This is a genomic window from Rhizobium sp. 11_C7_N12_5, assembly GCF_051811145.1.
Taxonomy (GTDB): Bacteria; Pseudomonadota; Alphaproteobacteria; order Rhizobiales; family Rhizobiaceae; genus Rhizobium; species Rhizobium lusitanum.
Genome location: NZ_JBPWPY010000002.1, coordinates 1,150,280 through 1,172,108 on the forward strand (window position 1 = coordinate 1,150,280; position 21,829 = coordinate 1,172,108).

Genomic DNA, 21,829 nt, shown 5'->3' on the forward strand with positions numbered 1-21,829 from the left:
TAATCCCAACCACGGAGAGAATACCAATGCTACAGTCCCAAGCCACACAGACCACTCGCCAGGACCTGACGGAAGTCATCCTCGCATCAAAGCTCAAGAAAGACCTGACCTACGCCCAGATCACTGAGGGCACCGGTCTGTCGGAGGCCTTCGTCACCGCCGCCCTGCTCGGCCAGCATCCACTTCCGGCGGACGCCGCCAAAGCCGTGGGCAAGAAACTCGACCTTGGCGACGACGCCATCGCCCTGCTGCAGACAGTTCCGGTGCGCGGCAGCATCGGGAACGGTCCGCCAACCGATCCGACCATCTACCGCTTCTACGAAATCGTGCAGGTCTATGGGACCACGCTGAAGGCTCTGGTCCACGAAAAATTCGGCGATGGCATCATCAGCGCAATCAACTTCAAGTTGGACATCAAGAAGGTTGAAGATCCGGAAGGCGGCTCGCGCGCCGTGATCACGCTGGATGGCAAGTACCTCCCGACCAAGCCGTTTTGACCACGCTGTTCGTATGCAACGCCGCACTTTCATTACCGCGATCCCCGCTGTGGCCCTTGCGGGCTCCGCGCTTGCCGCAACCGCTCAAATCACGAAAGGAAACATCATGACACGTCCCCCACTCCCCCGTTCACCCGAGAAACTGCCATCGAAAAGGTTCGCCTGGCCGAAGATGGCTGGAACACGCGCGATGCGGCGAAGGTCGCTCTGGCCTATACACTCGATACGCGCTGGCGTAACCGGGTCGAATTCGCGACCAATCGAGAAGAGGCCCAGGCTTTCCTGACCCGCAAGTGGAACAAGGAACACGAATACCGGCTCATCAAGGAGCTGTGGGCCTTTACAGACAACCGCATCGCGGTGCGTTATGCCTATGAATACCACGACGACGGTGGGCAATGGTTCCGCGCTTACGGGAACGAGAACTGGCTCTTCGCCGAGGATGGACTGATGTCGCATCGGCACGCCAGCATCAACGAGATGCCAATCGCTGAAGCGGATCGCAAATACCACTGGCCCCTTGGCCGCCGTCCGGATGACCATCCGTCGCTGAGTGACCTGGGCCTCTGAACAACGCACCAGTTCTCGTCGATCGCGCCAGTGCTCCGCTCGCACTGGTGCGATTTGCTATCATGATGGAACCTTGACGTTCCCCAAGGCGTGCGCCCCACACAGGTTCGCAATCCGTTACAGTGCGGCAAACCAGCCTCGCAACGACGCTAGTAGTTGATATTTCCCAGCCAGCAGTCTCGGCATGCATCGACGGCTGCGCGGCGGTAGATTCTAAGACTGTGAGCCACTTGTTCGACGACACCAACGCAGGCGCAGAGCAGTCATCTCGTCTCGCCTGCAAAGCGACATTCTAAAGATCACGACCCAAACTCAATAAAATCGGATCCGTAATGATGTGAGCGGATTTGAACCGCCGACGTCCAACTAAAAGACCTAAGTGCTTGAAAGACCGAAGCTTCGATTCGTAATGCGAATTATGACAATTGAGTAGGGATTTCGTTTATATATCAAATATATAGCTATTATATAGCAGGTTCTTAGCGCGCCAGAGACTGTCACTATCGCGTATCTGAAATGCGCGATAGTGACATCGATCTTGAAATCTCGGAAAATATGGTGTAACTTTTGCGTATCTGAAATGCGCGAAAGTTACATATTATGCCCCTCCATCTCGTCGGCGAAAATATCGATAAAACCCGCGCCCATCGGCAGGCGGAGGCGGGTAAGCTCATTCAGTTAATGCGGGGCATCTATGTGGATGCCGACGACGATATAGACCAGACGGTGCGGACCCACGCGGTACGCATCGCTAAATATCTCTATCCGAACGCCTACCTGTCGGCCGCGAGCGCCGTACTGCTCGGCCCAATGCGCGATGGCCGCCTGTTCCTGACCGGCCGCCGTGTGCAACGGCAGCGCATCAGGACGCTCGAAATCATTCAGAACAAGGCGCCGGATCATCCGTCCGTCGCGCCGGCCGTGGTTGGCGACGACATGGGCGAACTGCGCGTAGACGTATCCTCGCTAAGGCAGCGTTTTCTGGAATCCTTCCGGATTCGCAGCGAACATGCCGCATCCTTTGACGAAGCGATGAGAGAGGCGATTGGCGCCCGCCTGATCGAAGAATATGGTAGTTCGAACAACGCCGCCGATGCGGTGTTCAAGCTCGCCCGTGACAATGACTGGCTCGATGAAGGCAGCCAGGCTGAGCGCTTCCTGAAACGCAAACCGGGTGCCGCCGTCGGCAATCAGGCCGCACTGGATCTGATTGTCGCGTGGCACGGCGCGCCGATCGGCACCCTGGTGCATGATGGCTTTGAATGGCGATGGCACGGGTCCGATCCGGACGGCCCGCCGCTCGTGCGGCAGACAATGCCTGGCAGACTGCCGCCTTTCATTGAATCGCTGCTGCCGGAAGGCTGGCTTGGCAAAGTGCTAAACAACCCAGACGAACGGGCAGAACTGCGCTCGGGCAAGCGCTATATATCGAACATCACGATCGTCGAACGGGCCAGCGAATTGGCTGCCCTCCCGGCCGATATTCTGCTGACGAGGTTGAGCCATTATACGGCGGATCACATGTTTACGGGAACCTACGCGGGCCCCGGCCGCGGCAGCATCCAGGACACATTCGAACAGAATCTGGCGCGGATCTTTGCGACGGGCGCGACACCGCGCCTGTCGGGCGTCCAGATCAAGGCGCCGATGTTCCTTGATGCGGACGGCACCCTGATGCCGAGCACGGACAAGTCGTTCACCCACATTCTGAAACCCGCCGGCACGTCGGGCTTCGAAGCATTGCCCGTGATCGAGTGGCAATCCATGGAACTCGGCCGGGCGGCCGGATTCATCGTACCCGCCATTGCGCTCGTCGCTATGCCAGATGGCATGCCACCCGCTCTTGTGGTCGAACGGTTCGATATCCGCACGAGTCATGACGACATGCGAAGGCTGGCGCTTGAAGACATGACGTCCCTTCTCGGCGTCCGGGCCGAAGATAAGTACACAGGCACCATCGAGCGGATCGCGGGCGCGCTGCGTCCACTCTCGACCGACGCCGACGCGGATTTGCTGCTTCTTTTGAAGCGGGCGCTGTTCGCGTGGCTGATCGCCGACGGCGACATGCACCTGAAGAACATGGCGGTGCTGAAGATCGCAGAACCAGGCAGCGGACATTTCAACTCAGTGCGTATGGCGCCGCTTTACGATGCAGTGACGACGCGGGTGTTTCCGAACATGCAGTACGATCACCTGGCGCTCAAAATCACCGGCAAAGACGAACGGCTGAAGAGAGCGGATTTCAAGCGTTTCGCCTCGACGGTGGGTATTCCAGCGGCGGCGGCGGATACGACCATGGATGAACTGGTCGCAGCACTTGCGCGCGGCCTGGACAATCTCGCCCTGCCGCCGCCGCTGACCAATGGTTCCGCAGGTGCTGATCGGGCGGCCCAGATGCAGGCGATTGTCCGCGAGCGCCTGGAAACTTTTGCATAGAGTCGCCCGTGTTTTTGAAGTTGATCCGCTCGCCAGTGTGCCGGAGAGCGGCTTGATCTCCAGATAAATCCCGGTGGACGCGAGGAGCCGCTTCGGCTGTGACAGCGGGCGCCCATTGGCCTGCGACCGCACCGCCCTCTTCCAGTTACTTTCCCCCAATCCTCGCCAGTCAGGCAGGGTTGCTGAGGACTTGCACCCACCGGTCAATTGAATAACTTCGGAAGCCCGAAATAATCTCAGATGATATGCTCGCCCTCACGTGATTGCATCGGCTGCGCGTTGCCAAGAATCTAAAGCCTGCCCTAAAGGAAGCTGTATGGAACTAACGGCCTTTTGACGAAAAGCCTCAGCGTCTGCAAAGAAGCCATTTGCAATGTCTTGCCATTCATCTCGATCGAGAGCGAGACCGTCATAAACCTGGGTTTTATTTCCATCAATGATCCGCCAGAACTGTCCGTAGCCAGCCTGACCATCCTCCCCCCTTGGAAGAGGCAAGGCGGATTGGGAACGCTTATCCGCCTCGCAGGATCCAGGCCCGCGATAAAGGGCGGAATGAGCGTCGTCAGATATCCTCTTGCTCCCCGATAATTTCGAGGACACATTGTTTGGAATTGGTAGCATTTGTTAGTTTATGAAATGCAATTTTTGACAAAATGTTCAATGATACGGCATCTGCATTACATATTACTGCATCTACACCTAATGTACGGCATTGCGATATAGCATCGCTGGTTTTCAATATGGCGTCAGTAAGTAAGAATTCGTTGGAAATCTGATCTTTTCTGTCATCTATAACAGAGTAATCTGTTATATTTCTTTTCACTGCATCCATAGACGCGACGAGCTTTCTTATTTCGTTATCTTCAATGGCTTTCTTAGTGAAAGCGTTGATCTCCGCAATTGCGGATCGAATAAGGTTTTCAATATTATCGAGCATTGGATCGCCCATTATGCTTTTAAGTGCTAGCGTCCCGTGTCGCCGATCTGGTCGATGAGCGGCCTCGACGGCTATCTTACGGCCCTCATCATCGGCCCGAAGTTCATCGACCCACGCCAATGGATCCCGGAACTGACCGGCCCGGATGCCCTGAACCTGCCGATGGAAACAACGGAACATCGGGCCGTGCAGACGATCGTTGCAGAGTATAATCGGATATCTGCAAGCCTTTCCGAAATACCGAAAGACCACCGGCCAAGGTTCACCCAGATCGATGATCAGACTCTTGATCCATTTGATTGGGACATCTGCTTTCTCATTGGAACACGACACGCGCCAAGGCTTTGGCAACCTGTCCTTCCAGGTCATGCCGTCACTAGAGATATCATCGCGCCGATCCGCAAGCTCGGTGAGGTAAAACGGAAAGCGACCCACCAAGATGCTGCTGCCGTCGCTGAAGCACTCTTCAATATCCGAACCTATTTTATGCCGAAGCGGGCAAAGCAGAAGTTCTGACTGAAAGCCAGAAGCCGATTTGATCAATTACAAAAGCCGTGGGCTGTTCGTTGCGCTCACGTTTGATCGATTCGCCAAGGGTTGTTTGCACTTTTTGCCGCTGCTTTCATTGCGATTGCTAAAATACACTAGAACCTCTTCAACGTATTTTGATTGTGATCCGATAATAGGGGGCGAATACTCATGATGAGCATCAGATAATTACTGGATATCGACAAGGGCAAGAATGATTCAGCCCCAGCCTCCAATAGCAGTGTCCCTTATTGCACCAGGGATATTTCTCGTGTTTGCTTTCGTATATTGTGGCGCATGGTTCGTGGAGAGGCGGCGTCATTATCTCTTGCTGCTCGCTCTCGCGTGCATGCTGTTCTGCATCGGCGCGCTCGTTCAGGTGTTGCATCTTCCCGAGGAAATTTATGCCAACGCCGTGCTTTCCAGCATGTTTTATACCGCGGCCGTGATTGCCGCTGCCGAAGGGATCGTACGGCGGTCGAGCAAGCGGTTGAGCCTACCGGTCGATCTCGCGATAATGGTGGCGGTCACGGGCCTCGTCGTCTACTTCTGCTATCTCAGCCCGAACCTGCTCGCCCGCATCTATATCCAGAACTTTGGATATGGAGCAATTCTAACAGTCGCATCGCTGTTGATCATTCCGCGCCCGGGAACACGGCCGGTCGACCGAGCGCTGTTCTGGATCATGTTCGTGTTCGGGGTGCAGTTCATCCCAAGGACGGTGCTCACGATCGGGCCCAATGCGGTCTTCTCGGCCAAAACCTTCGGCCAGTCGCCCTTCTGGCAGGCCCTGCAGGTCTCTCTGGTGGTGATGGGCGCTGTTCTAGCATTCGCGATCCTGGCGGCGGCATTTTCGGATCTGCTGGACGACTTGCGGCGCGAGCGTGATACCGATGCTTTGACCGGTGTCCTCAATCGCGGTGGGTTCGAGAGCCGATCGAATGCCGTTGTGGGTCGCGCCTCACTTGGACGAGCTTCGCTCATCCTGTGCGACCTCGATCATTTCAAATCGATCAACGACGCCTACGGCCACCAAGCCGGTGATGAGGTCATTCGCCGCTTCGGCGCCGTGCTCAGCGGCGAGCTGCGGTGGTCCGACCTCGCGGGCCGGATAGGAGGAGAGGAATTCGCCATCCTGATGCCTGATGTGTCTGAAAGCGACGCGGCGGCCGTGGCTGAGCGCGTTCGTGCCCAGATCGAGGAGCAATCCTTCGACGAGTTCGGCCTTGCTCGCCGGGTAACCGCAAGCTTTGGCGTCGTGGAACGTCGTGCCGGCGAACGCCTCCAGGATCTGATCGCGCGCGCCGATCAGCTGCTCTATTCGGCGAAATCCGCAGGCAGGAACCGAGTGGCGCGGACGGCGACGGCCGCAGCGGCCGCGCAGTGCGACACGCCGGCTGTCTCCGATGCGCCAGCGAGGAGTTGTCACAGCGATGTCATCTTAAGTTGAAATCGGTTGCGCGGAAGACGTTCTGCCTCGAGGATTGATCTCAGGCCGTGGCTCCGGCCGCAGCTTTCCATTCTCCGATCTCATGGATGCGGTGAATGCGGTTTTGGAATGCGGAGCGTTGTGCGCGGGCTGGGACGAGGAGGTTGCGGACAGCGGAGAAGACAGAGACGAAGCGCTGAAGGCCGCTTCCTTTATTGAAGGAGGCACCGAAATCTCCACTTATCCCGCCGAATGCAAGTTCACCATTGAACGGCGGGTAGTTCCTGGTGAAACCTGTCACAAGGTTTTGGACGACTTGACGCTAAAGTGGCGGTGGCAATCGGTTCGAATCTGTTCAAGGCGATGGATGATGTTGGTTGCGCATCGTGCACCCGGGACGACAGCTTTACGCCCTCACTTCGGCCGTTAGTCTGCGGCAAGAATCTTTGAGACAAGGAGACAAAGTGCTTTGGCCCGTCCAGCCGAGCAGCGACGCACGCTTCCGCCCACCGGTGCCGCAATGGGCGCAGGCTTGCCACTCCTTCTCGCGTCTGAAGAGGAGGCGTTGATGCGCGAGGCCGGGTTTGCGAATGTCGAGCTTTTCTATTCCGCATTTTCGTTCATGTGCTGGGTTGCCAAGGCGTAACAGCAGTAGCCTATGTCGGAACCAGACACGCTTAAGAGACGGGAGCCTTGCCAATCCAAGTCTGCATCGATAACGCTGCGGCCAGGGCAAGCCTGCTTGCCTGGCTTGAGCGGAGGGGGGTGGAACAGTCCGCGACTATGCGTTTCCTAGTCGCGTCGGCCAAACCGATCATCTCAACTTGGAGCAGCCAGTTGCTTCGGTGTCCTGGGTGTTGGACTCAGAGCGCCTTTTGAGTAGCAGGAGGAACTGAGCATTGACGCAACCCGCAATCGATAAGGTCCGTTTTAAATTTTTCACGCAATGTCCAAGGGATGATAGTTGCGGCATTTTCGTATTGCAGATGCTGACGGGCAAACCTGTTGGTTTCCACGCAGAACTGAGCCGGTTAGGCGCATAATTTCCATTGAGAATTGAGCCATGTGAACCTTCCCCCCAAAGCGGTGAGCGACGGGGGCAACGGAGTGATCCACATGGGACTTTTAAACATCATCCGTCGGATGGCGCTTCGCGAGAAGCAGTCAATCCGCGAGATCAGTCGGCGCACTGGGCTGTCACGCAACACGATTGCGAAGTATTTGAGTGCCGGTACGATCGAGCCGACGTTCACGGTACCGGAACGACCGAGCAAGCTTGATCCTTTTGCCGACAAACTTTCTGGCTGGCTGAAGACCGAGGCCGGGAGGTCGCGCAAGCAGCGCCGAACGTTGAAGCAGCTTCATGCCGATCTGATGGCTCTCGGATTTACCGGCTCCTATGGTCGGGTCGCCGCGTTCGCCCGTAATTGGCGGGTTGAGCAGCAGACAGCGGGCCGCGGCATATTCGTTCCTCTGTCTTTCCGCCCAGGCGAAGCGTTCCAATTCGATTGGAGTGAAGATTATGCCGTGATAGGCGGCGAGCGCACGAAGCTTCAGGTCGCCCATATCAAACTATCACACAGCCGGGCGTTTCTGGTCAGGGCCTACCTACTGCAAACGCACGAGATGCTCTTCGACGCCCACTGGCACGGGTTCCGCGTGTTTGGCGGAGTACCTGGTCGCGGCATTTACGACAACATGAAGACCGCGGTTGATCGTGTCGGTCGTGGCAAAGAACGGCAGGTCAATATCCGTTTCCTCGCGATGACGAACCACTACGTCTTTGCGCCTGAGTTTTGCAATCCCGCCGCGGGTTGGGAGAAGGGTCAGGTCGAGAAGAATGTCCAGGATGCCCGACCGCGACTGTGGCAACAGATGCCTGACTTTCCGGATCTGGCGGCATTGAATGCCTGGCTGGAACAGCATTGCCAGGACCTGTGGCGCGACACAGCACACGGCACCTTGCCCGGCACGATCGCGGACGTCTGGTCGGCAGAACGCCCGGCATTGATGGCGCTCCCTGCCGCGTTTGACGGCTTCGTCGAGCAGAGCAAGCGCGTCTCGCCCACCTGCCTGATCACTTTTGAGCGGAACCGCTACAGCGTGCCTGCATCGTTTGCCAACCGGCCTGTCAGCCTGCGGATCTATCCCGAGCGACTGGTCGTTGCGGCAGAAGGCAATATCCTATGCGAGCATGAGCGGGTCATTGAACGTAGCCACGACAAGCCGCCACGTACGATTTATGACTGGCGGCATTATCTTGCGGTCATCCAGCGCAAGCCCGGTGCCCTGCGTAATGGTGCGCCTTTCCTGGAATTACCGTTGGCCTTTCGGCAACTTCAGGACCAGATGCTCCGCCGCTCCGGCGGTGATCGTGAGATGGCCGATATCCTTGCTCTTGTACTTCACCACGACGAACAAGTTGTTGTCAGGGCTGTGGAATTGGCCCTGGATGCAGGCGTGGCGACCAAGACGCATGTCTTGAACCTGCTGCATCGGCTGATCGATGGCAAGACAATCGATGGTCCCGACGTTGATACGCCACAGGCGCTCACGCTGTTGCGTGAACCCAAGGCTGATGTTGAACGCTACGATGGTTTGCGCCTGCGGACCGCAGGAGGCCGTCATGCGTCATGATCCTGCCAGCGCAGCCGTCGTCATCATGCTGCGCAGCCTGAAGATGTATGGCATGGCCCAAGCCGTCATCGACCTGATCGAGCAAGGGGCTCCAGCCTTCGATGCGGCCGTGCCGATCTTGTCCCAGTTGCTGAAAGCCGAAATGGCCGAGCGCGAGGTTCGCTCGATCGCCTACCACATGAAGGCAGCTCGCTTCCCGGCCTACAAGGACATCTCCGGGTTCGACTTCGCAGCCAGCGAGATCAACGAGGCGACGGTGCGCCAACTGCACCGATGCGAGTTCATGGACGGAGCGCAGAATATCGTGCTCGTCGGCGGGCCGGGCACAGGAAAAACACATGTCGCGACCGCCCTTGGTGTCCAGGCGATCGAGCATCATCGCCGAAAGGTCCGCTTCTTCTCGACCATCGAATTGGTCAATGCGCTCGAACAGGAGAAGGCCAAAGGCAAGGCAGGCCAGATTGCTGAGACGCTGGTTCGCCTCGATCTGCTGATCCTCGATGAGCTCGGATACCTTCCGTTCAGTGCCTCAGGCGGTGCGCTGCTCTTCCATCTGCTGAGCAAGCTCTATGAGCGCACCAGCGTCATCATCACTACCAACCTCAGCTTCAGCGAATGGGCGACCGTCTTCGGTGATGCCAAGATGACCACGGCTCTGCTCGACCGCCTGACCCATCGTTGCCATATCCTGGAAACCGGGAACGATAGCTTCCGCTTCAAAGCCAGCTCGGCTGCAGCAGCCCAAAAGAGAGGAGAAAAAGCTAATCCCTTGACCAAATCCTGATCAGAAAACCATACTCAGAGGTGGCTCACTTCTCGGTGGAAAAACCGGCTCAGTTCCGCGTGGAAACCAACACCTTTCGCCATGACCAGTGAACGGGCACCGTCGCGGCAGCGTCCCCGGCTTTGACTATATTCCGATCTGTCGTTTTGCCAGAGCATATTTTGCAGCATTTGCCGCCCATTCGTCCAATTGGTCCTGACCTTCGATTTCGACCTCCGTGATCGGTGTCACGCGGATCAATGGAACCGAGCCGAAGGGCAATCCTTCGATCTGAGCACCATCGCGGCTGAGAATGATCTGGCTCATCGGGTTGTACTCGTCGGCCAGACGACAAAAGAGAATTGCACCGTATTTCTCCACGTCTCGTGCAACACCATAGCCGTCTGCTACAAGGTCTCCGATGCCGATGAGCAGATGCGCCCAATTATCGATCTTCTTGTCATCCATCGTCGTGACATCAAACTCCATGAAGAGTTCGCATTCCACACCATTTTGCTGATCCACTATCCCTGCCCACGGAGTGGAAAGTCCGTCCGTAGCGAGTGTTAGCGTGGAGCCCGACCTGACGGCAATAACCCGGTGATGCGGTCCGAACCATTTCGTCTGGTTGTAGATGTTGACCTCTCCTCGATCAGCAGCAAAGCCGTCGGCCAGGTCGCCACGCGCCCTCCAAAAATTAAGCCTCGCGACAGCAGCGGCTTCGTAGACCGGGCTATCTGGACCACGCGGCACGATTGCTGGATCGAAAATGGTCTCGACCGTCACACGTCCCCGCAAGAACGGCATTTTCTTCTTAGTCCAACGGACGATGATCTTATTGAAAGGTCGCGTCTGCGAATTTTCGAGTTTCTCGACAACGTCCCTGATGATCTTGTGCGGAGCCGCGTCGACGGCCGCGCCCTTTAAGTCTCTGTAGGTGCCTGACTGAGAGGAAACGCCTGCTTGTGTCGTGGTAGCGACCCACTCTCCGCTAACCGCCTCAGGCGGTGCCCTGTCTAAGATAGGACGCAAATCCTTTATCGCATCAGAAGTCGTGTATCGCATCACTGTGCCCCTATCGGAATTCGATAGCCATCATTCGCTACTAGAACTGGCGACAGCTCATCTGTAGCGCCAAACTACCGGAACAATCGTCTCAGAAAGCTTCTGATCGAACTGGCTTCCGGCTGACGCCCAAGCGTCGTTGCCGGTTCAGATGAGACAGGCAGGTGCTCGGCTTCGGCGGCTCTGTAATACTCATTCTTCGATGGATGATCATCATCAAATGGCGACCAGCCGTACTCGGCCCGAAGAAGTTCGTCGACGATATAACTGTTCACCAGTGTATCGGGAGCGAGCCTGCCGGTTGTTACGTGGCGGAAAAAACGCCGTTCATCACCGTCTTCGAAATCCTCATCAATAATCTCCTGAGCTGTCAAAATGGCTGGTTGCCATTTTCCTTCGGCCGGAAGCGGTATGCCGCTTTCAACGTGCCCTTCATGTACGATGTACAATTTGCTGCGGATTAGTTCCCCATCCGCAAAAGCGGAATATCCATACGAACCACCAGAATCGTAAAGGCAGAAAAAGATCATCCTGTCGACGGCAGGGAACTCTCTCGAAAGTACATGGTAGGATGTGAGATCGTTTGTGAATAAAAGATCATCAGCGACTCCGGAATTCATAATACAAATATGTCTATCTCCGCGATGTACGATGAAGTCTCCCTTGTTCCTGGGATCAAATTTTGGGTTTGTCAGTAGATAGACCTTCCCTTCGATCTTTTCTAAACTGAGCGCAAAGGCTCTATTCAAAATCGAAACGTCGAATTCCTTTGGCGGATCGAAAATCACTCCACTTACGGCAATACCCATGCAATTTCCTGCGCCTCCGAAGCAATCGTGCCCACGCCCCAATAGCCGCCATGGCAAATGGGTTTGGCGTTTTTTGATCATTTGCAGGCTGCAGTAAACATCCGAACAAGGAGAATACTTTTGCGTTGCCACCAGTGCTGATATCAGGAAGATGTTCGGCAAATGCCCTGGCAAAGACGGCTCCGCACTCGGCATCGCAGAGAAACAAGAAGACCATGCTTTGCCTCACCGCCGGTTAATGCGCCGCAGCGTCTTGTTGTCGTGGCGCTCGTACATGGAATAGACCATCGGAATGAACCAAGGACGACCACTGTAGAAAGGGATCGCCTTTGGCGCCGGGTCGAAGTCGAAGGCGCTGCGGACTTGCTCCGTGTCGCCAAGAACCTTGAACGCCGCCTTCTTGCCAAGCCAGCGGGCCCAGACGATGCCCGAGCCGCAGTAGCCGGTGGCATAGATCGTGTTGCCGGTAGAGAAGATCCGCGGAACCATGTCGCGGTGCATGGCAACATAGCCAAACCAGCTGTGGGTGAGGCCCACGCCTGCGAGTTCGGGAAAGAGCCTGGCGAGCTCGGCCCGCAGATGGACCGTCGGTGCGCTCGGATCGCCCTCTGTTGTACCATCGCGCCCACCGAAAAGGATACGCGAGCCATCCGGAGACGCTCGGTAATAGTAGCTGAGCTTACGCATGTCACCGTGCATCATGCGCGCCGGCATCAGGCGATCCATGACCTCCTTGCTAAGGCGCTCGGTCGCGATGATCCGGCTGCGCACGGGCACCAGTCGGCGTCGTAGCCACGGGTCGAAGCCATCCGTGTATCCGTCGGTGCAGATGAGAACGTTCTTCGCGAAGACTTCGCCACGCTCGGTTCGAACCCTCACTCCATTTGCTTCCTCGGTCGAGCCGAGCACAGCAGTGTTTTCGTGGATGACAGCATTCGTGGATGCCGCGATCCGGATCATCCCGGCCAGCAGCTTTGCCGGGTGCAGGCCACCGATATCCTTCCTGACCAGGCCACCGATGTAGAGATCCGTGCCGATGTATCTGCGGACATCGGCCCGCTCTACGGCGAAAGCCTCTATGCCGAGCGTCCGGTGAAGCAGATCAGCATGGCGCCGCAGGTCGTCGGCTTCCTCCGGTGTCATGGCGCCGTCGAAGAGGCCAGAGAGGAAGAAGTCGCAATCGATCTTCTCCTCCTTCATGAAGCGCCAGAGGTCCTCGCGCGCAGCCTTGCCCTCCAGAAGGATGCCGTTCGCACGCTCTTCCCCGAAGCGCTTGATCAGCTCCCTGCGTCCAGGCCTGATACTGCCGCTGGCCATCCCGCCATTGCGGCTGGAAGCAGCCTTACCGAGAGGCTGCCGATCAAAGAGTTGCACGTGCCGGCCGGCACGCGCAAGCTCGATCGCGGCTGAAAGCCCTGTGTATCCGCCCCCTACGATCACGACATCGCAGGTTGTGCTGACCGGCTTGATCGGCAGAGAAGGGAAGTCACAATCGTCCCACCAAAAGGGTGTCGATTGGACCGATGAGTGAGCGGATGAAGACATGAATGACACCGTATCGATGTTGCAGACAGGATGCAGGGTGGATCAGCTGCGCTCGACCCAGATCTTGCGGGTAGTCTCAATGACCTTCCAAACACCCTCGAAACCGGGATGCATGACAAAAGAATCTCCGGCGGAGATACGGCGCGTCTCACCACCGTCTTCCGTCAGTTCGGAGACGCCCGACAGGATATAGCAGAACTCGAAGACCTTGCCCTTGATCGATCGATAGGCGCCCGGTGTTGCCTCCCATAGGCCGCACGACACCTGACCATCCTCGGTCTTGGCGATATCCCAGGAGAGGAACCGTGGATCTCCGTCAAGGAGCCGCTCCGGAAGTGGCTGCCCCTTCCGCGGCTCAGGCAGGTTGTTCTGGTCGATGAAGGTGAGCTTGGACATGGTGACCCTTTCAGCGAAGTCTATGGGGTGAGCGACAGGCGTCGTTCGAGAAGTTTCAGTGACGTCAACGCGACGACGTTGAGAGCAAGATAGAAGGCGGCCGTGATGATGAAAATTTCCATGATGGCGAAGGTTTCGCTCATCAACCGTTTGGCATAGCCGGTGATTTCGAGGACGGTAATGGTTGAGGCGAGGCTCGATTCCTTGACAATGATGGCCACTTCACTGCTGTAGGACGGAAGAGCTTGCCTGAGCGCCAAGGGGAACTTGATCCGCGTAAACACGTGCCAGGGCGACATTCCGCAGGCTTCCGCCGCCTCGATGAGCCCTCTTGGCAGGGAGAGGAAGGCGGTCCGGAATATCTCCGCGGTGTAGGCGCCGGTGTTCAGCACCACGGCTAGAATCGCTGCATTGAGGCCATTGCCGATCATCCACCAAAGAACCGGATTATGCCGAATGAAGCTCACCTGGGCGAGCCCGTAATAGATGATGAAGACCTGAACCAGCATTGGGGTGCCGCGAAAGATCGCGCAGTAGATATCACAGACGCGGCGAAGGAGCCTGTTCTTTGCTCCACGCCCGAGACCGACGAGAACGCCGAACGGCAAGCCTATCACGACGCCGAACACCGCAATCAGCAAGGTGACCTTTGTGCCAGTGAGCAGAAACGGGACGGCATAGGTGATGATGCTGAAATCCATGGTCAGCGTCCCCCGAAACCACGATTGAGGGAGCGCTCGGCGGCTGAGAACAATGACTGGCTCACCGCCGTCATGCAGAAGAACATTGCCGCAGCAATGCAGTAGAACAGCAAAGGAGAACGCGTGATGCCTGCCGCGATGGCCGCGGTTCGCATCAGTTCCTGCATGCCTACGACAGATATCAGCGAGGTGTCCTTGATGGTCATCTGCCAGACGTTATTAATACCGCCAAGTGCAAGTCTCAGAGCAAGCGGCATCACGATCTTGAAGAACGTCACCTTGCTAGGAAGGGCCAGAGACTTCGAAGCTTCCATCACGCCGCGGGGAACCGCATCGAGCGCACCCCTGATGACTTCAATCGAATAGGCGCAAGAAATCGCCGCGATCGCCAAGACACCGATGATGAAGGGATACGCATTCTCAGCACTGTCCTCGAAACCAAATACAGTGGTTACGGCCCGGACCCAGTCGATCGACCCGAAAAACAGCAGATAGATCACCAGCAACCCCGGCACGCCACGGATCGCGATGCTGAAGGCGTCAACGAACTGCGACACGCCGGCAATCTTTTGCCAGCGCAGCACGGCAAGTGGCGTCGCAACAACAAAACCCAGTGACATGCCAAGCAGGCCGATCGCAACTGTCAAGACACTGCCTTTCAGCAGCGCCAGCGCCCAGCCGCGCTCCACCATCATTACCCAGAAATCATTCAGCATATGTACCGTCCCGCTGACCTGCCCCGCGCAGTGCCGAGGCAGGTCGCCTTGTCAAAGGGTCACTTCTTGCAGGGAATGGTATAATCGTCCTGAAACCACTTCATCGATGATTTCTTGACCTCACCGTCATTGATCATCTTGCAGAGTGCGGCATCGACCTTGGCCTTCAGCTCTGTGTTGCCCTTCTTCATGCCGACACCCATGCCTTTGCCAAGCGTGTCCGGGTCGTCCATCGCCATGACCTTCACGTCAATCTTGACGAAGTTCGCACCGTCGGGGGTCGCGAGAAAATCCTGCCAGGTGGGAGAGTCGCCATAGGCAGCATCGATACGACCGCTCGCAAGGTCGGCAAGCTGCTGGGTCGTCGCGTCATAGGTTTTCAGATCGGCGGAGGGAACGTTTTTCTGCACGAATTTCGCGTAGGTCGTGCCGGTGACAACCCCAACGCTCTTGCCATCAAGCGCTTTCTCGACCTCGGCCAGAGTCTTCAGCTTGGCAAGCGGCGAATCCTTGGCCACAACGAAGTACTGCGGTGTCGTTGCATAGGGGATGGAGTAATCGATCTTCTTGGCACGCTCGGCCGTGATGCTGAGACCGGAAATGATGACGTCGAAGCGGTCGCTGTCCATTGACGGAACAAGTGAGCTGAAGGTCTGGACAACGAATTTGCACTTGACCTTTAGCTCGGAGCAAATGCCGTTGGCGATGTCGGCGTCGAAACCCGTTACGTTGCCAGTGGCGTCGGCCATGCTGAACTTCGGCGCATCGCCTTCGGTCCCAATGCGGAGCACACCATCTTCGGCAGATGCCGCCGTGGATGCTGCCGCCAACAGGAGGCTTGATGTGAGGGCGGCTTTCATAAACTTGCTGCTGATCATTCTGTTACCCCTTTATGGTTCTTGTGGTGGCCTGCCGTCAGGCATTGGCCGGCATGACGCTGGAGAGGAACTGTCTGACCGCTTGCGAAGCGGGATTGCGAAACAGTTCATCCGGCGCATCGTCCTGCTCAAGGCGCCCCTTTTGCAGGAATATCATTCGGTTCGACACATCGCGTGCGAACCGCATCTCATGGGTCACGAGAAGGATGGTTGCTCCCTCCTCGGCCAGCGTTCGTATGACCTTCAGCACCTCACCCACCAGTTCCGGGTCCAGTGCCGATGTCGGCTCGTCAAACAGCATCAGCTTCGCTCGCATCGCCAGGACGCGGGCGATGGCAACCCGCTGCTGCTGACCGCCCGACAGCTGGTGCGGATACCGATCCCGGAAATCTGCCATGCCGACCTTGGCAAGGGCCGACAGCGCGACGTCTGCTGCGTCCTTTTTCGCGAGCTTCAGCACGTAGACCAAAGCTTCGGTGACATTGCCGAGCACGGTCCGGTGTGGCCAAAGATTGAAGTTCTGAAACACCATGCCGATCTGACGGCGGAACCGCATGATATTCGCAGCATTGACGATGATGCTCTCGCCTCGCGCGTCCGAACTCACCGAGACGGCATCTCCCAGGACCTCAATTTGCCCCGACGTCGGAGTCTCCAAAAAGTTCACGCAGCGAAGCGCCGTACTCTTGCCACAACCGGAGGAGCCTATGAGGGAAATAACCTCACCCTCCCGCATGCGGAAGCTGACACCATCCAACACACGCGTCGTGCCGAATGACTTGACGAGATCGTGGACCTTCAGGGCTTCCTTCATACGCGCAGGCTCTCCAGTCGGGGGACCATCCATCAGCTTTTCACGGCGCCCTGGCCATCGAGTTCCTTCAGGACCTCGTCAACGGCGGCCTTGGCAATGGCGACCATTTCATCGATTTCCGCCTCCGTCATGACGAGCGGCGGTGCGAAGCCCAGAATATCGCCATGCGGCATGGCGCGAGCGATCAGATTTCGGTTACGCGCAGCCTGCGAAATCCGCGCGCCGACCTTTAGAGCAGGGTCGAATGCCGCCTTGTTTCCACGATCCGCGACGAACTCGACCGCAGCCAGCATGCCGACGCCGCGGACTTCGCCGACGATCGGGTTCTGCTCGAAGGCTGCCTTCAGGCACTTCATCAGATACGCGCCCTTCCTTGCCGACTGGCCGACCAGATCCTCGCGCTCGACAATATCAAGCACGGCGTTCGCTGCGGCCGCACCGATCGGATGGCCGGAATAAGTATAACCATGGGAGAACGAGCCCACGCTCGGTGTGGCCTCTTCCATGACTTCGTAGACCTTCTGCGATACAATCGAGGCGGACAATGGCACATAGGCTGATGTCAGCCCCTTGGCGACCGTCACCAGATCGGGTTCCATGCCGTAAAGGTAAGAGCCGAACATGGCGCCTGTGCGTCCGAAGCCGCAGATCACTTCATCGGCGATGAGCAGCACATCATATTTCTGCAACACGGCCTGGATCTTCGGCCAGTACCCTGCCGGCGGTGGCGTGATGCCGCCTGTTCCAAGCACGGGCTCTGCGATGAATGCGCCGACCGTGTCGGGACCTTCCGCTATGATCAGTGCTTCGAGTTCATCCGCACGTCGCTGGGAAAAGGCCTCCTCGGTCTCGCCCAAATGGGCGCCGCGGTAGAAATGCGGAACGCCAGTCCGCAGGATGCCGGAAACCGGCAGGTCCATGTGGTCATGGTAGAAGCTGAGACCCGTCATGGAACCCGCGACCACCGAGCAACCGTGATAGCCTCGCTCGCGGGCGATAATCTTCTTCTTGTGCGGCTTGCCACGCAGATTGTTGTAATACCAGACGATCTTCGCCTGCGTTTCGTTGGCATCGGAACCGGAGAGGCCATAGAAGACTTTGGACATGTTGCCCGGGGCCATCCTGACCAGTCGGTCAGACAGGCGCGCCAGTTCTTCAGTAGTGTGGGCAGCATAGGAGTGGTAGTAAGCGAGCTTGTAGGCCTGGCGGGCAATGGCCTCGGCCACCTCGGTGCGGCCGTAGCCGATGTTCACGCAATAAAGGCCGGCGAAGCCGTCGATATATTCGCGTCCGGTCGCGTCCCTGATATGAACGCCCTTACCCGTTTCCATGATGGTGGGATCGGCGTCGCCCTGGGCGTAATCCTTCAGGTAGGTGAAGGGATGCAGAACTGTCCTGCGATCCATTTCGGCGATTTCAGCAATATCAGTCATGTTCATTCCTCACGCGGCGAGGCCGCCAAAGCAGACGTATTTTAGTTCCATGAATTCCTGCAGTCCGTGACGCGAGCCTTCGCGCCCCAGCCCGGATTGCTTCCAACCGCCGAAGGGGATAGGACCACCGGTGAAAGAGGCAGTGTTAACGCCGACCATACCGTATTCGAGGGCGTCAGAAACACGCATCGCTCGCTTGAGATCGCTGGTGTAGAGGTAAGCTGCAAGCCCCATTTCGCTGGCATTTGCCGAAGCCCTCACCTCGTCTTCGGTATCAAACCGCAGCGCGGGTGCGACGGGACCAAAGGTCTCCTCAGATGCGATCAGCATGGTAGGAGTGACATCGACAAGCAGCGTTGGCGCAACGAAGTTGCCCGTTTTCGGATCAGGTATCTCGCCGACCAGAATCCTGGCGCCCTTCTCGATCGCATCGACGATATGCGAGCGGCATTTGGCGACGACCGATGCCTTGGTCATCGGGCCGACGTCGACCCCTGGCTGGAAACCCGGTCCAACCTGGAGATCTCCGATGCGAGCCCTCAGGCGCTCGACGAACGCATCATGCAGGCTGCTCTGGACATAAATCCTGTTGGCGGCCAAACAATCCTGGCCGGATGTGGTAAATTTCGCAGCGATGCAGCCCTCAACAGCCTCTTCCAGGTCTGCATCATCGAAAATGATGAAAGGTGCGTGACCGCCGAGTTCCATCGAAACCTTCTTGACAGTTCGAGCCGCCTTTCCAAGCAGCAGACGCCCCACCTCGGTCGAACCTGTGAAGCTGAAGGCACGGACCCGCTCGTCAAAAAGAAGCCCCTCGGTCAGAAGCACCGCATCGCCGGTAACCACCTGGAAAACGCCCACCGGAAAACCTGCCCGATGCGCGAGTTCCGCCAAAGCCAAAGCCGAAAGCGGTGTCTCGACAGCTGGCTTGACGATGATAGGGCAACCCGCTGCCAGAGCAGCCGCGGCCTTGCGAGCAATCATCGCGTTGGGAAAATTCCATGGCGCTACTGCCGCGCAGACCCCAACAGGCTGCATGGAAACGAAGAGACGGCTCGAAGGTTTGTGCGTCGGGATTGTCTCGCCGTAAGCACGCTCGCCCTCGGCAGCAAACCACTCGATGAAACCTACCCCATAAAGGATCTCTGCCTCGGACTCGGCGATTGGCTTGCCCTGCTCTGCAGTGAGAATAACGGCCAGGTCACGGGCATTCTGGCGAATGAGTTCAGCCCATTTGATCAGCAGCTTTCCACGTTCCCGGGCCAACAAATCACACCAACCACCAAAGGCTTGCTCGGCCGAGTCGATTGCCTGACCAAGCAGGGCAGCATCACAATCGACAACCTTCGTGAGTTCTTCGTTGCTGGCGGGATCAAGAACTGCGGTCAATGTCGAGGCGCCTAGCCACGCGCCACCAATATACGAGCTGTCACGGAGCAGCGCCTTGTCTGTCAATTGCGTCAACGCGTGACGTGCCGTCGGTACGGTACTCAACATCTCGCCTCTCGTTTTTGTTCCCTTTGTTGCGAGAAGCTTAGGTGCAGTGCATCACACTTACTCGGCAACATTCCTTGCAGCTACGCAGAAAACCTGCTTTCTTTTGACAAAATTGAATGAAATCCTGCGAGAACGACAATGCAGCTCGATCGCTTTGATGCCCGACTTCTCAATATCCTTCAATCGCATAATCGTCATACCACCGAAGAGCTGGGGGCTTTGGTAGGCCTTTCCGCAACTGCCGTTCAACGACGGATCAAGAGGCTGAGAGATGAAGGGGTAATCGAAGCAGACGTTTCGATCGTCAAGCCGAAGATGATCGGGCGGCCAATTGCGATGTTCGTCCTGGTCTCGCTCGAGCGTGAGCGTGCGGACATCGTTGATCGCTTCAAGCAATCGATCCGCCAAACGCCAGAAGTCATGAACGGCTACTACGTCACGGGAGATTCAGATTTCGTTCTGATCGTCACCGCGCGCAGTATGGAAGACTACGAGGCTTTCACCCGAAAGTTCTTTTATGAAAATCCTGATATCAAGGGCTTCAAGACGATGGTTGTCATGGACCGCGTCAAGGTCGGATTTTCCGTTCCCATCGATTTTGATGACTTTTCGTAGAAATTTCCGTGCGTTGTCGCTCTGCCAAAGCCGACCATTACAGAAATTCTTTGCCTCAATCGCTCTTGATGGGAGTTGAGCCATCGACCTGCATGCATCCGATCTCCTTTTAAGGGGGATCGACCTTCTGATGCGCGAAATGGGTGGAAGGAACTTTCGCGTTGCGGTGCCATGGAAGACAATGTTCCCTACAGAATCTTTTGAACTCGCAGAGAGGATCGGTTTTAGCGACGCAATGGCACATAAAATCAAAATTGCTATTCAGCAGTTGACGAAATTAACTCGGTCCCAGAAATGAAGCCAACAAGGGGATCATCAATGGGAATGAAACTGTCACTGGCCGGCGCAAGCACTGCGATTGGGCTCCTGCTTTCGAACCAGGCCTTCGCGCAAACTGCTGAAGTCATGCACTATTGGACAAGCGGAAGCGAGGCCGCCGCCATCAAAGTCATCGCCGATGATGTCGCCAAGAAGGGTGGTACCTGGAAGGACAGCCCCGTCACGGGCTATGAAGCCGCCCGCGCGGCTGTTCTCAGCCGTCTCGCTGGCGGTGACGCGCCGACTTCGATGGTCGTCGATCTCGGCGAAATCAAGCCGTTGGTGGAACAAGGCATCCTGGCCCCAATCGACGACGTTGCCTCCACCAAGGGCTGGCAGACGTTCTTCCCGAAACTGGTTGTCGATAATGCAAGCGTCGATGGCCACCTTTATGCCGTTCCAATCGACATCGGTACCGCTAACTGGATGTGGTACTCGACAAAGGTTCTCAACGATGTCGGCGTCAAACCGCCGGCAACTTGGGACGAGTTCTTCGCGGCTGCCGACAAGATCAAGGCCAAGGGCTACATCCCGCTCGCCTTTGGGGGGCAAGCCTGGCAGGAAGCTCTCGTCTTCCGCTCGATCATGATCGCGACCGGCGGAAACAAGTTCTACACAGACGTCTACACGAAGCATGACGTCGATGCCGCCGGCGGGCCGTTGATGGTCAAGTCCTTCGAGACTTTCGCCAAGCTGCGCGGCTATGTCGACGACGGCAACACCAACCGCAACTGGAACGATGCCACCAACATGGTCATCACCGGCAAGGCTGCGATGCAGATCATGGGCGACTGGGCCAAGGGCGAATTCCAGGCCGCCAATATGACGCCTGGCAAGGACTACGGCTGCGAACTGGCTCCCGGTACCAACGGCGTGCTGAATATCGTTTCCGACACCTTCGTCTTCCCGGTCGGCGATAAGCCCGAACAGGTCGCGGCCCGCAAGCTGCTGGTCGACGTCATGATCGACCCGCGAACCCAGGTGGCTTTCAATACCGTCAAGGGCGCCCTGCCGCCGCGCCTCGACGCAAATCTGAAGGATGCGGACATCTGCACCCAGAAGGCAGCGGCGCTGCTCAAGGATCAGAACGCGCTCGCCCCGAACGCCGAACTCTCGTTCAGCAGCGAAACCGTCGGTGCGATCAAGGACCTAGTAACCCAGTTCTGGAGCAATCCATCGATGACGCCTGCCGATGCAGCAAAGCAGTATGCCGATATCGTTGCACGGAACTAAGTCCTGCCAATA

Annotated in this window: 19 protein-coding genes and 2 pseudogenes; 10 read left to right on the plus strand and 11 right to left on the minus strand. The window is 57.1% G+C overall.

What is annotated here, in order from left to right:
- Positions 1-26 precede the first annotated feature (26 nt).
- The 3 genes and pseudogenes from cynS to AB8B29_RS24460 all read left to right on the plus strand — a co-directional run bounded on the left by cynS (position 27) and on the right by AB8B29_RS24460 (position 3,503).
- The gene (gene cynS, locus AB8B29_RS24450) at positions 27-497 is read left to right on the plus strand and encodes a cyanase (RefSeq protein ID WP_037199110.1); all 471 of its coding nucleotides are present in this window, start codon (positions 27-29) and stop codon (positions 495-497) included.
- 106 nt (positions 498-603) lie between these two features.
- A pseudogene (locus tag AB8B29_RS24455) lies at positions 604-1,067 on the plus strand (DUF1348 family protein).
- A gap of 600 nt (positions 1,068-1,667) precedes the next feature.
- Positions 1,668-3,503 carry a type II toxin-antitoxin system HipA family toxin gene (locus AB8B29_RS24460; RefSeq protein WP_037199113.1) on the plus strand — a complete coding sequence of 612 codons (1,836 nt, stop codon included), beginning with the start codon at positions 1,668-1,670 and terminating at the stop codon, positions 3,501-3,503.
- A 562-nt stretch (positions 3,504-4,065) separates the two neighbouring features.
- On the opposite strand, the gene AB8B29_RS24465 is transcribed toward AB8B29_RS24460, so the two are convergent.
- A complete protein-coding gene (locus tag AB8B29_RS24465) occupies positions 4,066-4,440 on the minus strand; it encodes a hypothetical protein (RefSeq protein ID WP_037199114.1) in 375 nt (124 codons plus the stop codon).
- A 30-nt stretch (positions 4,441-4,470) separates the two neighbouring features.
- Here AB8B29_RS24465 and AB8B29_RS24470 point away from each other — a divergent pair.
- The 5 genes and pseudogenes from AB8B29_RS24470 to istB form a co-directional block, all read left to right on the plus strand.
- Positions 4,471-4,956, plus strand: a pseudogene (locus AB8B29_RS24470) (UPF0149 family protein); the annotation flags it as partial.
- Positions 4,957-5,239: 283 nt separating this feature from the next.
- Entirely contained in the window at positions 5,240-6,418 is a 1,179-nt protein-coding gene (locus AB8B29_RS24475; RefSeq protein ID WP_439006751.1) for a GGDEF domain-containing protein, read from the plus strand.
- Positions 6,419-6,866: 448 nt separating this feature from the next.
- Positions 6,867-7,043: a hypothetical protein gene (locus AB8B29_RS24480; protein WP_439006752.1), complete on the plus strand. Its 177-nt coding sequence runs from the start codon at positions 6,867-6,869 to the stop codon at positions 7,041-7,043.
- Positions 7,044-7,513: 470 nt separating this feature from the next.
- On the plus strand, positions 7,514-9,034 hold the full coding sequence (gene istA / locus AB8B29_RS24485; RefSeq protein WP_439006679.1) for an IS21 family transposase: 1,521 nt from the start codon (positions 7,514-7,516) through the stop codon (positions 9,032-9,034).
- Positions 9,024-9,818, plus strand: coding sequence for an IS21-like element helper ATPase IstB (gene istB / locus AB8B29_RS24490; RefSeq protein WP_421446353.1), 795 nt, complete (start codon positions 9,024-9,026; stop codon positions 9,816-9,818). Before istA ends, istB begins: the two co-directional genes overlap by 11 nt.
- A gap of 126 nt (positions 9,819-9,944) precedes the next feature.
- Here istB and AB8B29_RS24495 read toward each other — a convergent pair whose 3' ends face one another.
- The 10 genes from AB8B29_RS24495 to AB8B29_RS24540 form a co-directional block, all read right to left on the minus strand.
- Complete coding sequence (locus AB8B29_RS24495) at positions 9,945-10,865, minus strand: hypothetical protein (RefSeq protein ID WP_439006753.1); 921 nt, start codon at positions 10,863-10,865, stop codon at positions 9,945-9,947.
- A 71-nt stretch (positions 10,866-10,936) separates the two neighbouring features.
- Entirely contained in the window at positions 10,937-11,671 is a 735-nt protein-coding gene (locus AB8B29_RS24500; protein ID WP_439006754.1) for a hypothetical protein, read from the minus strand.
- Between the two features lie 225 nt (positions 11,672-11,896).
- Complete coding sequence (locus tag AB8B29_RS24505) at positions 11,897-13,216, minus strand: NAD(P)/FAD-dependent oxidoreductase (protein WP_439006755.1); 1,320 nt, start codon at positions 13,214-13,216, stop codon at positions 11,897-11,899.
- Positions 13,217-13,258: 42 nt separating this feature from the next.
- Positions 13,259-13,612, minus strand: coding sequence for a cupin domain-containing protein (locus tag AB8B29_RS24510; protein ID WP_112442796.1), 354 nt, complete (start codon positions 13,610-13,612; stop codon positions 13,259-13,261).
- Between the two features lie 20 nt (positions 13,613-13,632).
- The gene (locus tag AB8B29_RS24515) at positions 13,633-14,313 is read right to left on the minus strand and encodes an ABC transporter permease (protein ID WP_112442794.1); all 681 of its coding nucleotides are present in this window, start codon (positions 14,311-14,313) and stop codon (positions 13,633-13,635) included.
- Positions 14,314-14,315: 2 nt separating this feature from the next.
- A complete protein-coding gene (locus tag AB8B29_RS24520; protein WP_439006756.1) occupies positions 14,316-15,029 on the minus strand; it encodes an ABC transporter permease subunit in 714 nt (237 codons plus the stop codon).
- A gap of 59 nt (positions 15,030-15,088) precedes the next feature.
- On the minus strand, positions 15,089-15,907 hold the full coding sequence (locus AB8B29_RS24525) for a transporter substrate-binding domain-containing protein (protein WP_112442790.1): 819 nt from the start codon (positions 15,905-15,907) through the stop codon (positions 15,089-15,091).
- A gap of 37 nt (positions 15,908-15,944) precedes the next feature.
- Positions 15,945-16,721, minus strand: coding sequence for an amino acid ABC transporter ATP-binding protein (locus AB8B29_RS24530; protein ID WP_113084570.1), 777 nt, complete (start codon positions 16,719-16,721; stop codon positions 15,945-15,947).
- 32 nt (positions 16,722-16,753) lie between these two features.
- A complete protein-coding gene (locus tag AB8B29_RS24535) occupies positions 16,754-18,154 on the minus strand; it encodes an aspartate aminotransferase family protein (RefSeq protein WP_113084587.1) in 1,401 nt (466 codons plus the stop codon).
- A 9-nt stretch (positions 18,155-18,163) separates the two neighbouring features.
- Positions 18,164-19,651: an NAD-dependent succinate-semialdehyde dehydrogenase gene (locus AB8B29_RS24540; RefSeq protein WP_439006757.1), complete on the minus strand. Its 1,488-nt coding sequence runs from the start codon at positions 19,649-19,651 to the stop codon at positions 18,164-18,166.
- A 138-nt stretch (positions 19,652-19,789) separates the two neighbouring features.
- Here AB8B29_RS24540 and AB8B29_RS24545 point away from each other — a divergent pair, with 138 nt between their 5' ends.
- Both AB8B29_RS24545 and AB8B29_RS24550 read left to right on the plus strand, forming a co-directional pair.
- Positions 19,790-20,266: an Lrp/AsnC family transcriptional regulator gene (locus AB8B29_RS24545; protein WP_112442784.1), complete on the plus strand. Its 477-nt coding sequence runs from the start codon at positions 19,790-19,792 to the stop codon at positions 20,264-20,266.
- 324 nt (positions 20,267-20,590) lie between these two features.
- The gene (locus tag AB8B29_RS24550) at positions 20,591-21,817 is read left to right on the plus strand and encodes an ABC transporter substrate-binding protein (protein WP_244655219.1); all 1,227 of its coding nucleotides are present in this window, start codon (positions 20,591-20,593) and stop codon (positions 21,815-21,817) included.
- The last annotated feature ends 12 nt before the right edge of the window (positions 21,818-21,829 follow it).

Coding starts and splice junctions, on each gene's coding strand:
- cynS (WP_037199110.1), top strand. CDS start 27: ATGCTACAGTCCCAAGCCACACAGACCACTCGCCAGGACCTGACGGAA.
- AB8B29_RS24460 (WP_037199113.1), top strand. CDS start 1,668: ATGCCCCTCCATCTCGTCGGCGAAAATATCGATAAAACCCGCGCCCAT.
- AB8B29_RS24465 (WP_037199114.1), bottom strand. CDS start 4,440: ATGCTCGATAATATTGAAAACCTTATTCGATCCGCAATTGCGGAGATC.
- istA (WP_439006679.1), top strand. CDS start 7,514: ATGGGACTTTTAAACATCATCCGTCGGATGGCGCTTCGCGAGAAGCAG.
- istB (WP_421446353.1), top strand. CDS start 9,024: ATGCGTCATGATCCTGCCAGCGCAGCCGTCGTCATCATGCTGCGCAGC.
- AB8B29_RS24500 (WP_439006754.1), bottom strand. CDS start 11,671: ATGGGTATTGCCGTAAGTGGAGTGATTTTCGATCCGCCAAAGGAATTC.
- AB8B29_RS24505 (WP_439006755.1), bottom strand. CDS start 13,216: ATGTCTTCATCCGCTCACTCATCGGTCCAATCGACACCCTTTTGGTGG.
- AB8B29_RS24510 (WP_112442796.1), bottom strand. CDS start 13,612: ATGTCCAAGCTCACCTTCATCGACCAGAACAACCTGCCTGAGCCGCGG.
- AB8B29_RS24515 (WP_112442794.1), bottom strand. CDS start 14,313: ATGGATTTCAGCATCATCACCTATGCCGTCCCGTTTCTGCTCACTGGC.
- AB8B29_RS24520 (WP_439006756.1), bottom strand. CDS start 15,029: ATGCTGAATGATTTCTGGGTAATGATGGTGGAGCGCGGCTGGGCGCTG.
- AB8B29_RS24525 (WP_112442790.1), bottom strand. CDS start 15,907: ATGATCAGCAGCAAGTTTATGAAAGCCGCCCTCACATCAAGCCTCCTG.
- AB8B29_RS24530 (WP_113084570.1), bottom strand. CDS start 16,721: ATGAAGGAAGCCCTGAAGGTCCACGATCTCGTCAAGTCATTCGGCACG.
- AB8B29_RS24535 (WP_113084587.1), bottom strand. CDS start 18,154: ATGACTGATATTGCTGAAATCGCCGAAATGGATCGCAGGACAGTTCTG.
- AB8B29_RS24540 (WP_439006757.1), bottom strand. CDS start 19,651: ATGTTGAGTACCGTACCGACGGCACGTCACGCGTTGACGCAATTGACA.
- AB8B29_RS24545 (WP_112442784.1), top strand. CDS start 19,790: ATGCAGCTCGATCGCTTTGATGCCCGACTTCTCAATATCCTTCAATCG.
- AB8B29_RS24550 (WP_244655219.1), top strand. CDS start 20,591: ATGAAACTGTCACTGGCCGGCGCAAGCACTGCGATTGGGCTCCTGCTT.